Source organism: Agrobacterium sp. NPDC090273 (assembly GCF_044772305.1).
Taxonomy (GTDB): Bacteria; Pseudomonadota; Alphaproteobacteria; order Rhizobiales; family Rhizobiaceae; genus Agrobacterium.
Map to the genome: position 1 here is coordinate 636,910 of NZ_JBIVYN010000001.1, position 14,157 is coordinate 651,066.

The 14,157-nt window shown below is 60.0% G+C and carries 20 protein-coding genes and 1 pseudogene; 15 read left to right on the forward strand and 6 right to left on the reverse strand.

What is annotated here, in order from left to right; genetic code table 11:
- Positions 1–2: 2 nt before the first annotated feature.
- The gene (gene arsC, locus ACIQT8_RS03105) at positions 3–428 is read left to right on the forward strand and encodes an arsenate reductase (glutaredoxin) (RefSeq protein WP_400963295.1); all 426 of its coding nucleotides are present in this window, start codon (positions 3–5) and stop codon (positions 426–428) included.
- Positions 355–1,131 carry an arsenical resistance protein ArsH gene (gene arsH, locus ACIQT8_RS03110; RefSeq protein WP_400963298.1) on the forward strand — a complete coding sequence of 259 codons (777 nt, stop codon included), beginning with the start codon at positions 355–357 and terminating at the stop codon, positions 1,129–1,131. The genes arsC and arsH overlap by 74 nt, the downstream gene beginning before the upstream one ends.
- Before the next feature lie 40 nt (positions 1,132–1,171).
- Here the strand turns inward: arsH and ACIQT8_RS03115 are convergent, their stop codons facing one another.
- Positions 1,172–1,588 (reverse strand): rhodanese-like domain-containing protein, encoded by a 417-nt coding sequence (locus ACIQT8_RS03115; protein WP_400963301.1) that lies wholly within the window; start codon positions 1,586–1,588, stop codon positions 1,172–1,174.
- A 58-nt stretch (positions 1,589–1,646) separates the two neighbouring features.
- Between ACIQT8_RS03115 and ftrA the strand changes: the two genes are divergently transcribed.
- The 3 genes from ftrA to ACIQT8_RS03130 all read left to right on the forward strand — a co-directional run bounded on the left by ftrA (position 1,647) and on the right by ACIQT8_RS03130 (position 3,722).
- Entirely contained in the window at positions 1,647–2,654 is a 1,008-nt protein-coding gene (gene ftrA, locus ACIQT8_RS03120) for a transcriptional regulator FtrA (RefSeq protein WP_400963303.1), read from the forward strand.
- A gap of 264 nt (positions 2,655–2,918) precedes the next feature.
- On the forward strand, positions 2,919–3,263 hold the full coding sequence (locus ACIQT8_RS03125; protein ID WP_246705207.1) for a YkgJ family cysteine cluster protein: 345 nt from the start codon (positions 2,919–2,921) through the stop codon (positions 3,261–3,263).
- An 84-nt stretch (positions 3,264–3,347) separates the two neighbouring features.
- Positions 3,348–3,722 carry a VOC family protein gene (locus ACIQT8_RS03130; RefSeq protein ID WP_400963306.1) on the forward strand — a complete coding sequence of 125 codons (375 nt, stop codon included), beginning with the start codon at positions 3,348–3,350 and terminating at the stop codon, positions 3,720–3,722.
- Positions 3,723–3,979: 257 nt separating this feature from the next.
- Here ACIQT8_RS03130 and ACIQT8_RS03135 read toward each other — a convergent pair whose 3' ends face one another.
- On the reverse strand, positions 3,980–4,909 hold the full coding sequence (locus ACIQT8_RS03135) for a LysR substrate-binding domain-containing protein (protein ID WP_400963309.1): 930 nt from the start codon (positions 4,907–4,909) through the stop codon (positions 3,980–3,982).
- Between the two features lie 111 nt (positions 4,910–5,020).
- Here ACIQT8_RS03135 and ACIQT8_RS03140 point away from each other — a divergent pair, with 111 nt between their 5' ends.
- Together ACIQT8_RS03140 and ACIQT8_RS03145 are read left to right on the forward strand one after the other, a co-directional pair.
- Entirely contained in the window at positions 5,021–5,773 is a 753-nt protein-coding gene (locus tag ACIQT8_RS03140; protein WP_400963312.1) for a 3-oxoacyl-ACP reductase family protein, read from the forward strand.
- Positions 5,774–5,795: 22 nt separating this feature from the next.
- Positions 5,796–6,392, forward strand: coding sequence for an NADPH-dependent F420 reductase (locus tag ACIQT8_RS03145; RefSeq protein WP_400963315.1), 597 nt, complete (start codon positions 5,796–5,798; stop codon positions 6,390–6,392).
- A gap of 163 nt (positions 6,393–6,555) precedes the next feature.
- Here the strand turns inward: ACIQT8_RS03145 and ACIQT8_RS03150 are convergent, their stop codons facing one another.
- Positions 6,556–7,308, reverse strand: coding sequence for an SDR family oxidoreductase (locus ACIQT8_RS03150; protein ID WP_400963318.1), 753 nt, complete (start codon positions 7,306–7,308; stop codon positions 6,556–6,558).
- 95 nt (positions 7,309–7,403) lie between these two features.
- Here ACIQT8_RS03150 and ACIQT8_RS03155 point away from each other — a divergent pair.
- Both ACIQT8_RS03155 and ACIQT8_RS03160 read left to right on the forward strand, forming a co-directional pair.
- Positions 7,404–8,292, forward strand: a pseudogene (locus tag ACIQT8_RS03155) (cupin domain-containing protein).
- 123 nt (positions 8,293–8,415) lie between these two features.
- A complete protein-coding gene (locus ACIQT8_RS03160) occupies positions 8,416–9,081 on the forward strand; it encodes an aspartate/glutamate racemase family protein (protein WP_400963321.1) in 666 nt (221 codons plus the stop codon).
- 32 nt (positions 9,082–9,113) lie between these two features.
- Here ACIQT8_RS03160 and ACIQT8_RS03165 read toward each other — a convergent pair whose 3' ends face one another.
- Positions 9,114–9,416, reverse strand: coding sequence for a hypothetical protein (locus tag ACIQT8_RS03165; protein ID WP_400963324.1), 303 nt, complete (start codon positions 9,414–9,416; stop codon positions 9,114–9,116).
- A gap of 200 nt (positions 9,417–9,616) precedes the next feature.
- On the opposite strand from ACIQT8_RS03165, the gene ACIQT8_RS03170 reads away from it, so the two are divergent.
- From ACIQT8_RS03170 to ACIQT8_RS03190, 5 genes are all read left to right on the forward strand, one after another.
- The gene (locus ACIQT8_RS03170) at positions 9,617–9,805 is read left to right on the forward strand and encodes an XRE family transcriptional regulator (protein ID WP_138792386.1); all 189 of its coding nucleotides are present in this window, start codon (positions 9,617–9,619) and stop codon (positions 9,803–9,805) included.
- Between the two features lie 34 nt (positions 9,806–9,839).
- Entirely contained in the window at positions 9,840–10,196 is a 357-nt protein-coding gene (locus tag ACIQT8_RS03175; RefSeq protein ID WP_400963327.1) for a hypothetical protein, read from the forward strand.
- Positions 10,197–10,208: 12 nt separating this feature from the next.
- The gene (locus ACIQT8_RS03180) at positions 10,209–10,907 is read left to right on the forward strand and encodes a glutathione S-transferase family protein (protein ID WP_400963330.1); all 699 of its coding nucleotides are present in this window, start codon (positions 10,209–10,211) and stop codon (positions 10,905–10,907) included.
- 68 nt (positions 10,908–10,975) lie between these two features.
- The gene (locus ACIQT8_RS03185; protein WP_400963333.1) at positions 10,976–11,605 is read left to right on the forward strand and encodes a hypothetical protein; all 630 of its coding nucleotides are present in this window, start codon (positions 10,976–10,978) and stop codon (positions 11,603–11,605) included.
- Between the two features lie 113 nt (positions 11,606–11,718).
- Entirely contained in the window at positions 11,719–12,303 is a 585-nt protein-coding gene (locus tag ACIQT8_RS03190; RefSeq protein WP_400963336.1) for a tyrosine phosphatase family protein, read from the forward strand.
- Between the two features lie 43 nt (positions 12,304–12,346).
- On the opposite strand, the gene ACIQT8_RS03195 is transcribed toward ACIQT8_RS03190, so the two are convergent.
- Positions 12,347–12,853: an NUDIX hydrolase gene (locus ACIQT8_RS03195; RefSeq protein ID WP_400963339.1), complete on the reverse strand. Its 507-nt coding sequence runs from the start codon at positions 12,851–12,853 to the stop codon at positions 12,347–12,349.
- Positions 12,843–13,358 carry a hypothetical protein gene (locus tag ACIQT8_RS03200; protein WP_400963342.1) on the reverse strand — a complete coding sequence of 172 codons (516 nt, stop codon included), beginning with the start codon at positions 13,356–13,358 and terminating at the stop codon, positions 12,843–12,845. Before ACIQT8_RS03200 ends, ACIQT8_RS03195 begins: the two co-directional genes overlap by 11 nt.
- 150 nt (positions 13,359–13,508) lie before the next feature.
- Here ACIQT8_RS03200 and ACIQT8_RS03205 point away from each other — a divergent pair, with 150 nt between their 5' ends.
- Positions 13,509–14,084, forward strand: coding sequence for a GNAT family N-acetyltransferase (locus ACIQT8_RS03205; RefSeq protein WP_400963345.1), 576 nt, complete (start codon positions 13,509–13,511; stop codon positions 14,082–14,084).
- Positions 14,085–14,157 lie beyond the last annotated feature (73 nt).

Below are 14,157 nucleotides of genomic sequence, written 5' to 3' on the forward strand. Positions count from 1 at the left end.
ACGTGGACGTCACGATCTATCATAACCCGGCCTGCGGCACGTCGCGCAATACGCTCGAACTCATCCGTCACGCCGGCATCGAACCGACGGTGATCGAATATCTGAAGACCCCGCCGAGCCGCGAGCAGCTTGTGCGGATGATTGCCAGTGCCGGCCTCACGGTACGGCAGGCAATGCGCGAAAAGGGCACACCCTATGCGGAACTCGGCCTGGACAATCCGGAGCTGAGCGACGCGCAGTTGCTGGATGCGATGCTGGAAACGCCGATCCTGATCAATCGTCCGTTTGTCATGACCCCGATGGGCACGCGGTTATCCCGTCCGTCCGAAGTCGTTCTCGATATTCTTCCTGCCGATGCTTTCAAGGGGCCGTTTACCAAGGAGGGCGGCGAACAGCTTCTTAACGACGAAGGAAAGCGCCTTGTCTGATCATCTTCCGGCGCTTGCGAGCGAACATCTTCACGCGATCGATCACGATGCCCTGCGCCCGGCATTCTCGCGCCACAAGCCACGCATCCTGATCCTGTACGGATCGCTGCGTGAGGTGTCCTACAGCCGCCTGCTTGCCTTTGAAGTGAAACGCCTGCTGGAGAAAATGGGGTGCGACATCAGGGTGTTCGACCCGAAGGGATTGCCGCTTCCGGATGAAGAACCCGCAAGTCACCCCAAGGTGCAGGAGCTGCGTGAACTCTCGCAATGGTCGGAGGGGCAGGTCTGGATCAGCCCGGAGCGCCACGGAGCGATGACGGGGATCATGAAGTCGCAGATCGACTGGATACCGCTTTCCGTTGGCTCCGTACGCCCGACGCAGGGCAAGACCCTTGCGGTGATGGAGGTTTCCGGCGGCAGCCAGTCGTTCAACGCGGTCAACCAGATGCGTATCCTCGGCCGCTGGATGCGGATGATCACCATCCCCAACCAGTCGTCGGTCGCCCGGGCGTATCAGGAATTCGATGCGGATGGCCGGATGAAGCCATCGTCCTATTACGACCGCGTCGTCGATGTCTGCGAGGAGCTGGTCAAGTTCACCATCCTGACGCGCGATGCATCGGCCTACCTCACCGACCGCTACAGCGAGCGAAAGGAAGAGGCGGCCGAACTGGAAAAGCGGGTGTCGCTGACATCGATCTGACCGGCCGCATCATGGCCTTGGGCCGCAAGGGATTAAGGGATCAGGTGCCGGTTGCGGCGGCAGTTTCGGCCGTTTCCAGCCTGAACCCTTCATCGATCCAGCCGGTGATGCCGCCAGCCATGATCTTGACCGGGCGGTCCAGCCCGGCAAGACGCAGCGCGCCGCGGGCCGCGCCGTTGCAATGCGGGCCGGCGCAATAGGTGACGAAGACAATTTCTTGTGGCCATTCGCTCATCTTGGAGCGGACGATCTTGCCGTGCGGCAGGTTGATGGCGCCCGGCACATGGCCTCTGGCGAACAGAGCGGGGCTGCGCACATCGATGAGCACGAAATCCGCACCCTTTTCGAGCGCGTCGTGCACATCCCAGCAATCGGTTTCGAAGGTGAATTCGGCGGCAAAATGCTCGCGGGCCAGTGCGCTTGGGGCAGGCGGAACGGCGGTTACGGCTGTGCTCATGGGGATCTCCTTTGCCCTTCCGGTCTATCCCTTGCAGCCGTGCTTGCAATTGGCGCAAATGACAATATACGTAAAGATCATGCCAAACCTCACCGGACCCCTCGTTGTCGGCCTTCTTTACGATGGTCTCTGCACCTTCGAATTCGGCATCGTTGCCGAAATCTTCGGTCTGTCACGGCCCGAAATGGGCGAGACCTGGTATCGCTTTGCCAGTTGCGCGGTGGATGAGGGGCCGATGCGCGCTCATGGCGGTTTTTCGATTGTTGCCGATCACGGGCCTGAAATTCTCGAAGAAGCCGATATCATCGTCGTTCCCGGCTGGAAGGGCACAGACATTGCCGTACCAGACACACTGTGCCGTCAGCTTCGGGCCGCGCACAGCCGTGGCGCACGGATCGCCTCGATCTGCTCCGGCGCCTTCGTTCTGGCTGCAACCGGTCTTCTCTCCGGCGGCACGGCGACAACGCACTGGCGTTACGCCGACAAGCTGCGCCAGCTTTATCCCGATATCGAGGTCGACGATGCCTCGCTCTACCGTGCCCATGATCGCATCTACACCTCCGCCGGCAGTGCGGCGGGCATCGATCTTCTGATCGAGATCGTCAGGCAGGATTTCGGGGCAGGGGCCGCCAACTCCGTGGCGCGACGCCTTGTCATGCCCGCGCACCGCACGGGCGGACAGGCGCAGTTTCTCGAACGGCCGGTCTCGGCCCGCGAAGGCCTCGAAATTGCCCCGCTTCTCGACCGCATCCGCGCCGATCTGGCACGGGAATGGAGCGTCAGGCAGATGGCCGAGGCAACCCGCATGAGCACCCGCACCTTTCTGCGCCGCTTTTCGGAAGCCACCGGCCAGACGCCGGGAGACTGGCTGGCGGACGAGCGCATAAACGAAGCCAAACGGCTGCTCTGTCAGGGCAATGCCAGAATGGAAACCGTGGCCATGACCGCAGGCTTCGGAAGCTCCCACACCCTGCGCCACCACTTCCGAAAAAAAGTCGGCATCAGCCCGGTGGAATATCGAGCCCGCTTCATGCGGGAGACGGCGGACAGGCGGGCAACGGTCTGAGCGGACACGACAGGGGCTGGGGCGATATTCGCAACGCGGACAGCATAAGACCTTTCCCCCTTGATGCCGGTGATCTATAGGTCAGGCGACGGCATGTCGCAGAGTGGCTCGTCCAGCGGCAATTTGCGGAGTGGCAATTCGCATCTGCCGCAAACACCCGCAAGGGCGGGATATGCACATAAAACTGTTGCCTACATGACTGTCCATGCGCGCCAGGCGCAAGCATGGCGTTGAGAACGAAGCCATTGGGCAAGGAGCGCCGAGATGCCTGAGGGTTACGATTACGCCATGGAATTTTCCGACCTTGAAACCAGCGTCGACTGGGACTGTCAGACCTGCGGTGCCTGCTGTTCCTATTCGTCGGAATGGCCGCGTTTCACCATGGAAAGCGATGAGGCGCTGGACCGGATTCCGGCAAAGTTCGTCTCCGATGACGCCCGGGGCATGCGTTGCGATGGCGAACGGTGTACGGCGCTGTCAGGCGAAATAGGCAAGGGGACCGCGTGCACGGTCTATGACGTCCGCCCGGATGTCTGTCGCGCCTGCCTGCCGGGAGATCCCGAATGCATAATGGCCCGCGCCGCTCATGGCATGGAAACGGGCATCTGAGCAGAAACCTCGTCGCGCGGCCTTGCAAAAGCTCTTGAAAAATGGCGCTCTGGCCGGAACCGGTTCGGTCTCTGGAGATGAAGCATGTTCACCCACATCATGATTGGCAGCAACGATCTGGAGCAGGCCAGACGCTTTTACGACGCCACCTTCGCCGCACTCGGCGGCAAGCCCGGCGAGATGGATGCGCGTGGCAGGCTGATCTATGTCCATGAGGGCGGGCGCCTGATGGTCACCACGCCGATCGACGGCAACCCGGCAACTGCGGCCAACGGCGGAACAATCGGCATTGCCGCCGAAAGCCCCGACCATGTTCTGGCATGGCACGCCGCAGGCACCGTCAACGGCGGCAAATCAATCGAAACCCCACCCTCGGAACGCCCAAACGGCGCATTCGTCGCCTATCTTCGCGACCCCGACGGAAACAAACTGACCGCACGGTCTAAGCCGACGAAATGATGTGGGCGCCTGCCTGACCGATCAATGATCTGGAGTGTAGATGGACTGGCTTGGTTCCATTTTCACGCCAGAATTGTCGGGGCAGCGCGTCACCGTCCAACACGGAAAGTCAGCATCTGTCAGGTGTGGTTATCATGCCACCTTGCATGCAGAGCCCAGGTTTTCTTGCCTTCCGGCAGCACGCTGTTTCAGTTCGAATTAAACGATGAGGGGCTGTCGTCCGGATTTTTGCGACCTTGCGCCTGTTTGAAAGCGCGCTATCCCAACGTGCCTGCAAATCGCGTGGGCCATTCTTGCCGTTGAAAAACGTCACTGATGAAATCGATGAATACGCGTGTCTTGGTCGGAAGCAGGGTTCGGTTCGCATAGTAGATGGAGATTGGACCGGCGTCTGCGTACCAGGCGGGTATGAGCCGAACAAGTTGTCTATTGTCGAGATAGGGCAAGGCATCCGGTTTTGCAATCATGGCAACGCCAAGACCAAGCAATGCTGCGGATCGCATCGCGGCCGGATCGTTAAGGACAATCCTTTCCTTCAATGTCGCTGGTTGCTCTCTGCCTTCGACGTTGCGCATCTGCCATTGCCGGATACGCCCCGTTTTCGCAGAGCGCATGACAATGCCGTCCAGTTCCATAAGGCCGGATGGATCGTAAGGGGGAATGCGATCCCGCATATACGACGGTGACGCCACCGCGATGATGTGAGCCGAAGCGAGTGTTCTGGCGATAATTCCGGGCGTCAGGTCGAACCCACCGCCGATGGCCGCATCGTATCCCTCCGCGATTAGATCCACCTGTCTGTTGTCAAACATCCATTCTGGTTTGATGCGCGGATATCGGCGCATAAATTCGGGCAGGGTTGGGAGAATGTACTCAGCCCCGAATGTTGGGCTCATGCTCAGCTTCAGCACACCCGCTGGCTCGGCGTCGTCGTTGGATGCCTCTGAGATCGCACCCTGAAGGCTTTCCAGGTGATCACGGATGGAGAGCAGGAAACGCTCACCGGCCTCGGTGAGTGTCAGACGTCGTGTGCTGCGTTGGAAAAGCCGCAGTTTGAGGTTGGCCTCAAGAGTGGCGACGTTGCGGCTAACCGCTGCTGGCGTCAATCCCAGCCTGCGAGCGGCCGTCGAGAAGCTGCCAAACTCGGCACTTCTTACGAAGGATTCCAGATTTGCGAGAGTTTCCACGCTGTCACTTTCAAGAATTGTTTGAAAGTAATAACACTCAAAACCCTCTAATCAAAGCGGAATAAGAGCGCGATATTTCCTCCACCGAAACCAAACGATGGAGTTATCGAAATGTCCAATACTTCTCTCAAACTGTCCGGCAAGACTGCTCTTGTCACCGGCGGTTCGCGTTCTATCGGCGCGGCAATTGCAAAGCGTCTCGCGGCTGACGGAGCCGCAGTGGCGATCACCTATAGCGCCTCGCCGGAAAAGGCAGCCGCTGTCGTGAAAGAAATCGAGGCCGCAGGCGGTCGTGCTGTCGCAATCCATGCCGACTCTGGCGATCCGCAATCTGTCCGGGCTGCGGTGGCCGAAACCGAAAAGCAGTTCGGTTCGCTTGATATCCTCGTCAACAATGCCGGAATCGCACTGGGCGGGCCAATCGAGGACATCAAATTTGAAGATTACGAGCGGATGATTGCCGTCAACGTCACGGGTGTATTCGTTGGGACGCAGGAAGCGGCTCGCCGTATGAAACCGGGTGGCCGCATTATCCACATCGGTTCCTCCATGGTCCGTTACGCGGCCTTTCCAACGGCCTCTCTCTACACATTGACCAAGGGCGCCGTATCGGGGTTCAATCGTAGCCTGGTTCGTGATCTCGGTCCGAAGGGTATCACCGTGAACACCGTGCATCCTGGCCCGACTGATACCGACATGAACCCGGATGGAGGTCCCGTCTCGAAGATCGTTGGTCCCGGTATGGCGATCGGCCGTTATGGCAAGGACTACGAGGTCGCAAGCGTCGTTGCCTACCTCGCCAGCCCGGAAGCTGCCTTCGTTACCGGCGCTGAGATTGTCGCCGATGGTGGTTTTACCGCCTGATCCTCTAACCTGGAGACGCATCATGTCTATCGGAATTATTGGGGCTGGAGCGATAGGCTCCGCATTTGCCCGCGCTCTGGCGCGAAACGGCATCGCCGCTACGATTTCCAACAGTCGAGGTCCTGACACGCTTCGGGACTTTGTCCTGGAACTCGCGCCATACATTACAGCAGGTACAATTGAAGACGCCGCCGAGGCTGATCTCGTGCTCATCGCCGTGCCGTGGTCGAAACTGCCGAAAGCACTGGCGAACATGCCAGATTGGGCGGGGCGTATCGTGATCGATGCCAACAACCCGATTGAAGCGCCGCTCTTTAAACCCGCCGAACTGGGTGGCAGGCTTTCGACAGAAATCTTTGCGGAGCTGGTACCGGGTGCTCGTGTGGTCAAGGCGTTCAATCACTTGCCGCCGCATCTGATATCAGGCGATCCGCATGCGGAAGGCGGAAGCCGTGTGCTCTTCTATTCTGGAGATGATGCAAGGGCGAAGGCAGAGGTGGGTGAATTGATCGTCAAGCTGGGTTTTGCCGGTGTTGATCTCGGTTCGATTGCGATCGGCGGAAAACTCGTTCAGTTCCCCGGTGGACCGCTGCCCGCACTCAATCTCGTCAAGTTCTGAGATTTTCCGTCGTGCCCGATGCATACGGCTTCGTTGCGTCGGGCACACATCATCCCACACGACTTCTGAAACGATTCCTGATGGTCTTCGATTGGATTGATCGGAGAACGCACCTTACCTAACGACAGTGCGTTCTCCTTACGTTATCTAGCAGGCGGGCTGGTTACAGACCGGCCTCGGCCATCCACAGTTCGGCGTCCGCGCCTGCGGCAATGCGCAGCGGGGCGGAGGGATTGGTGGCGGCGTGCCAGATTGCTTCGGCAACATCGGGCGCGTGGGTGACGGGCCCCTTGTCTTCCTGAACGTTTTTGATGAACTGCTGCAGAAGCGGCGCGTAGTCGGTATCATCCATGCCGCGCAGGTGCGGGCGGGCGCTGCTGCCGAAGCTTGTTTCGGGTGAGCGGCCGGGCAGCACGATATGCACGCGAACGCCCAGCGGCTGCATTTCGATTGCCAGCGACTCGCTGAACGCATTCACCGCCGCCTTGCTGGCGCGGTAAACCCCGACCACCGGCATCGGTTTTACCGTGACCGTGGAGGTGACGTTGATGATGACGCCGGCGCGGCGCGCACGCATTTGCGGGGCAACGGCCTGGATCATCGCCAGGGTTCCGATGGTGTTGGTCTGGAACAGTGCCTGCACGGTTTCCGGCGCGGTCAGTTCCACCGGGGAGGGTGCGCCAAACCCGGCATTGTTGACGAGAACGTCAATCTCGCCCGCCGCCGCGACCGCTTTTGAAATGCTGTTCTGATCGGTGACATCGAGGGCCAGTATGCGCAGGCGCTCCGATTGCGGCAGCACATCCGGGTTGGGTGTCCGCATTGTCGCAACCACATCCCAGCCTCTTTCGAGGAACAGTTTTGCGGTTTCGAGGCCGAAGCCTGAGGAACAGCCGGTAATCAAGATCGTGGGCATGACTTTCTCCTTGGGTGACTGTTTCCAAGGGTAGTGACGGGAAGCGAGACTTTGTATAGTCTGAAGTCCTCATTTCTTTAGCGATAGTCCTTGTTATGACCGTAGATCCCCTTGCTGAAATCGTCACGCTTCTGCAGCCCGCCGCGCGGCTGTCGAAACTGGTGGAGTGTGGCGGCGCGTGGCGCATCCCCCGGGAGGCGACCGGCGAACCCTTTTATTGCGCGATCCTTGAAGGAAGCTGCCGGGTGACCTTTGACGGTCATCAGGTGCTGACGCTGCAGGCCGGAGATTTCGTTCTTGCACCCGCCATGCGTGACCTCGTCAACGAGAGCATCGATGCCGCAGCCGATCTGCCGGCCATGCTGCCGGTCAGGATCAATGACGGGCATTTTCGCGTCGGCTCGCAGCACGGTCCGGCCAGTCTGCGCATGCGCATCGGCCATTGCAGCTTCGGTGCGCCTGACACGGCGCTGCTCGTCTCGCTTTTGCCGGAGGTGGTTGTGGTGCGCGACAAACCCCGGCTTGCCACGCTGATGCAGCTGATCGATGAAGAAACGCGCGAGCGGCGCGCGGCCCGCGAGCTTGTTCTGGAACGGTTGATCGAGGTGCTGCTGATCGAGGCGCTGCGCTCGGGCACGGAAACCGGGGTTGAGCCGGGGGCTGGGGGATGAGCGTCTGGCGGGTGCGCTGCGTGCCATGCATGCCCGGCCAGATCAGGCCTGGACCGTGGTCGATCTCGCCCAAGAGGCGGCGCTGTCGCGTTCGGCCTTCTTTGCACGTTTCAGCCGCGTTGTCGGCGTTCCGCCGATGGAATATCTGCTGGTCTGGCGCATGGCGCTGGCAAAGCAGTTGCTGCGCAATGGCCGGCTGGGGATCGAGGACGTGGCCGAACGGGTAGGGTATGGCTCTGCCAGCACCTTCAGCGTGGCTTTCGCCCGCCATGCCGGTGTGCCCCCGGCGCGATATGCGCGTATGGCCGCGTAGGATTGGCCGCCTAGGATGGGCAGCGTAGAATGGCCCGTGTTTGGCCTTGCCGCGCGGGCCAAAATTTCGGAAGACATGGCGTCCTGATGCGGACAGAACCATTTCCTCCAGCCGGAGTTCGTCGTGAAAATTGCCTGCCTGCATACTGCCGAAAGCAATGTCGCCGTTTTTGAAAGTGCCGCAAGGGAGCTTGACCTTCCGGCAGGCGCGCTTTTGCATGAGGTGCGTGCGGATCTTCTCGCTGCGGCTGAAACGGCCGGAGGGCTCAACGCCGACATTGCGCGTAACACGGCTTCAGTGCTGCGCCAGCTCTGCCAGAGCGCGGATGCCGTTCTTCTTACCTGCTCGACATTGGGACCGGTTGCGGACGAACTCACCGATACAACAGAGGTTCCGGTTCTGCGCGTCGATGCCGCGCTCGCCAGTCAGGCGATGAAGCATGGCGGCAAGGTTGTGGTGCTCTGCGCGGTGGAAACGACGCTTCAGCCGACAGCACGATTGTTTGAAAAGGCGGCCGGGACGCGCCTTATCCCCGCTGACGTCAGGATACCCGCTGACATCAGGATCGTTTCCGGCGCATGGGCGCGTTTCAAGGCTGGCGATAACGAGGGTTATCTCGCTGCCATCGCGGCGGCTGCCGATCGCGCCTATGACGAGGGTGCCGATATCGTCGCTCTTGCCCAGGCCTCCATGGCTGGCGCATCGCGGCTCGCAGGCAAAGGCAGAACGCCACTCACCAGCCCCATCGCGGGGCTCGCCGCTGCCGTCAGGTCAGCCGCGCGGGACTGACACACGGGCAGGAGTGGCCACGGCAGGTTTTCTTATTCCGAGTACAAGGGCCTGTCGTCGCCGGAAACGGTGGCGCCGGGGCTTTTGACAACCGTTCCACCACCCAGAATTCGGCCCTTGATGGTGCCGCTCAGGACCAGATTGCCATCGTTGTGAACGTTGCGACCGATCTCGCCCGAGACAACCGCGTTTGCGCCCGCATCGATTTTCAGCCCGCCTGAGAGACCACCGGATGCGATGAGACTTCCGCCCGGTTTGACATGTGTGACGCCAGTGACCTGACGGCTCGTGATCGTCACGTCGGTTACGACCAGATCGCCAATATGCTGGTCCATCTCGATGGCTCCTTCATAGGTGAAAGGGGTACTCGCGGGTCGCATGGTAGCGTCTAAACCGGCTTTGACAAACAGCCGTGCCATCGAGCAGCGCGTGTGTCCGGTTGCCCGCTGCAAATATTTCGCTGAACCCTGCCATCTCCAGGGAACTGCAACGCCGTCTGATCTGTTTCTTGTCGCCTGATTTTTGGAGCCACAAGATGGATCAGATTACCTTGAAACCCCACTCCGCCCAACGTCGTCGCCAGGCCCGCCTGGCAAAAGGCTACAGTTATGAAGACCTTGCAATTGCCACCGGTCTGACTGTTGCCGAAATCGCCGCTGCTGAAGAGGCCGACGAGGCGGCGCCCGTCAAATATCTTGAAAGGATCGAGCACGCGCTGTTCTGAAACATATGGCGCCCTGACGAACGGAGACGACCACTTGAAGACCAGCCCGCCGCTCGAGACGCCCGATGGACGCTACATCGTCGTGCGGGGCAGGCTGTGGCGCAAATCCAACCCGCGCCTGCCGCCGGAGCGCCTGATGTCGCTGGTATCGGAGCTGATGTCGGCGCGCAGGGCGGTCAGGCAGGCCGGGGCGGATGACGGCAGGCTTCGCCATGCGCGAGACGCGGTCAATGCGGCCAAGATTGCACTCGGTGAACGCGGGCCGGTGTGGTGGTCGGATGGCGCGCCGGATTTTAACCGGCGTCTGGTGACATCCACGCCCTATGCCGACTGGTATCATGCGCGCAGCGTCGGCGATGCTGATGACGGTGCTGATAGCGATGCGCGATGAGAGGAGAAGGATTTGAGCGATTTCGAACTTTATTATTGGCCCGTTCCGTTTCGCGGCCAGTTCATCCGGGCCGTTCTGGCCTATGGCGGCCAGAGCTGGGACGAGCACGACGCCGATGATATCGGAGAGATGATGGCTCTCGATGCCGCACAGCAACCGGTTGCCTTCATGGGCCCGCCGGTGCTGATCGATCGAAAGCGTGGTTTTGCCATTTCGCAGATGCCGGCGATTGCTCTTTATCTCGGAGAACGGCTCGGGCTTTTGCCCGATACGGCAGAGGGCAGGGCGTTGAGCGTGAAGATCGTCAACGACGCCAACGATGTGATCGATGAGCTGACCCTCGACGGTGGCCGCGAGATGTGGACGTCGGACAAGTGGGACGCATTTGTGCCGCGACTTGAAGCGTGGATCAGGATTTTCGAGGCGACCGGCGTGCGAAACGGGCTGCAGGCCGGGTCCGGGTTCATGCTCGGCACGGAAAAGCCCGGCATTGCCGATATCGTCACCTCCATTCTCTTCACGACGATGGCGGATCGTTTCCCGGCCATCAAGGCGGTGATCGTCAGGACGTCTCCGTTGATCTGGGGGCTTGCCGAGCGCATGCAGGCGACACCGGCGCTCTCGTCGCTGAACCGCAAGAGCTTCGAGGATTACGGGGATTCCTATTGTGGCGGAGAGATCGAAAAATCGCTGAGAAAGGTCGCGGGTTAAATCCACGCGGGCCTTCATGGCATCACAAAATCATTGACCTCTCGGGCTGCAAATCCCATCTAAAGGCCATGCCAAAGAACGCAAAGAACGATATCGAGCTGATCAGAACGTGGACGCTGTCGACGGCGGCGACGCTTGGTTCGTCGGTGCGGGCCAAGGGCATTCTGCAGGAAATGCAGGCAAGACTGCCCGCCGCCATCAAGAAGCTGCTGGTTCTCGAAGGGCGCGAGCTGACGCTTGCGATGCCCGCCAGTGACAAGGCCGTCTTCAATGCCGCCGTCGCCGTTATCTCCAGGGCGATGGATGAGGTTGAAACCCTGCCGGTCATTCCGCGCGAGATCCAGGATATTCTGACCATCAAGACCAGCGAACGCCACAGGTGGCTTGCGGACGGGCGCCTGCCGAGTGCCGGAACGCGCACCGTTCGGCTGAACGGCCGCGCTCGTCGCATCACCTTCCACGTTTTCGACCCCAAGGTGGTGGAAGACCTTCTCGACCGGGGTGCGGTTGATGAATGGCGTGTTGAAGATGCCGAAGCCAAGGCCGAAAAAAGACGCCGTGCCGCCTATCAGGCGAAACTGACACGGTCTCTGAAAAAGGCTGAGAAGACCGCGAAAAAGCCGAAAAATGATCCCGACAATCCGGCTGCGGAGCTTCGCGGCTGGGCCGAATTCGACGTCGACGGATTTCTTCGTTAGCCGTCAGCCAGCTTTCATATCCCGGTCGTCGAACTGGATTATCAGGCTGGACCGTGGCGGAGCTTGCTGTAAGCTCCGCATCGCTTTTACTTCGCATGACCAGGTGTAATTCCATGAAGATCCATTTCTCCCCCGAACTGACCGTCTGTGGCATTGATGAGCTGACATCGCACAGCGCCAGAAACGTTACCCATGTGCTGTCCATCATCGATCCGGACCGTCCGGCCCTGACCGAATTCTCCGGCTATGGCGATCACAGCCGCACGACGCTGCGCTTCCATGACATCATTGCCGAGCAGAACGGCCACATCCTGCCGACGCAACAGCATCTGGAAGAAATTCTGGCATTCGGCCAGTCGTTCCTCGACAGTCGGGATGATGAGACCGCCGCGCATATTCTCGTGCATTGCCACATGGGCGTTTCGCGCTCCACGGCGGCGATGATGACGCTGATGGCGCAGGCCAATCCGGATGAGACGGCGCAGGCGCTGTTCCTGAAGCTGGTGGAAATCCGCCCGCAGGCGTGGCCGAACTCCCGCATGATCGCCTTTGCCGACGAGCAGCTTGGCCGCAAGGGTGAATTGAGCGAGCAGTTGAAACGCCATTATGGACGCCAGCTCAAGGCCCAGCCGCAGTTCAGAGACTGGATGGCCTCGCTTGGTCGCGGCGCCGAAGTCGAGATGGCTGTCGAGGCGTAATTGCCTTGACCTCTTTTGCTGTGAGCGTGGCGTGACGCCGGGCTCAGGCTTTCAGGGAAAGCGTCTGTGACAGGGCCTGCTGGACAAGATCGAGCAGGCCGGCCTCGCGTGCGGCATGCACCGCCGAGGAGAGTTTGGGAGCGGCTGACACGTCCTTGAAGGTCCGTCGCTTTCTTATCTGCACTTCGGGGTAGTCGGCTACCAGCTCGTCCACCTCGACCAGAATGAGGGCAGCGCGGCGCGGCCAGAATTCCGAGCCCTTGCGGTAGGTAAAATCGCCGATGAAGGGGTTGAGGATACGGCCTTTGACGCCAGCTTCCTCGTAAGCCTCCCGCAATGCCGCTTCCGCCACCGTTTCGCCAGCTTCAATCGTGCCTTTGGGAAAGGTCCAGCCGTTGCCAGACAGCGAGCTGACCATGACAACGGAAATGTCATCGCCTTGCATGCGCACACATGACACCATCACCTGAGTCACAGGGACCAGACGCTCAAGAAGACGCTTGCGCGGCTGCATTGGCCACAGACGTGACCGGGCTGCTTCATGCCTCATAGTAAGGTTCCCGGACGTTCGATCTGATACCATCGAAGTGCTCCGTGTTTAGATCCGCACGCGGAAGAACGAGAAGAGTAATATTGCGTCCCACATCAACCGAACGCGGTTTGGAACAAAGGCGTTCCGCAAGAACGAAAACCCGGCGTGTCTTTTTGTCGAATGCCGGCAGGCACATTAGTTTCAGGTAGCTTTCGATATAGGACTGACCGGAGTTTTCCTGATCCCAGACCAGCAGTAAAACATCCGAGACCGACAGAAAAATGGCCTGCACATAATCGTGTCTGCAATCACTGATCAGCATGATGTCGCGGGAGTTTTCCCGTGCCTGTGCTACTTCGGCCAATATTGCCCGGCCTTGCAGCATCGGGCTTAATCCATCCTTGTCCGAAATGTCGCGTACGGGAATGTCACAGCCAATCGCGGCCGACAGCTTGTTCACCTCTCGAATGACAGATGCCTTTGCCGCTGACGTCTCTCTGCCGGCGAAAGCTATGACAGTCATTTTAACGCCAACTCCTCAACGCTTGTGACGGTTTTATGACACAGCTTGTCGCATATTGAAAGGTACAGTTTCTCACCGGCACGCTCTGAGAGGGCGGCTTCACAAATTTGTGCCTGCTTGCCGATCGCTGTAGCGTTGCCGGATACGGGAATGGCAATGGAAAGCGAGGTCATGGTGCGAGACGGAAATCTGCCGCCAACGGCGTTCCAGACCGGGCGTCTGTGGCTGCACGCTGCGCGGGCCGACCATGCGCCACGCCTTTTTGCTGAATATACCGGCGATCTCGAGGCTTCACGCTTTCTGCCGCGCGGGCCCCATCAGTCGCAGGCGCAAACCCTCGCCGTAATCGATGCGTGGGGGGCTGACCGCTGGACCTCAAACGACCGCTTCGCCTGGAGCATCATCGATCGGGAAAGCGACAGGCCAATCGGCCTTTTTCTGCTGCTGATGCAGGGCGACGGCGCGGAGATCCATTACGGGCTGGGGCGTGGTTTCTGGGGGCAGGGGCTGGCGACCGAAGCCGGCAAGGCGGTGATGTTTTGGGTCACCGGGCAATCGCACCTTTCCACCATCCGCACCACATGTGCCGCAACCCACGGCGCAAGCTGCCGCGTACTGGAAAAGATCGGTCTTGTGCGCGATGCGTTTTTGCCCGGCGCGTTGCTGATGAAGCCTCGCGGCGAAAGACTGGATGGCTGGTCCTATCTGTGGCGGCGCACGGATTGATGGCTCCTCAAATCGTCATTCAGGCTTTAGAGAGCTGGCTTAGAGATCGACCGAACTGGCAGGAGAGTGTTTG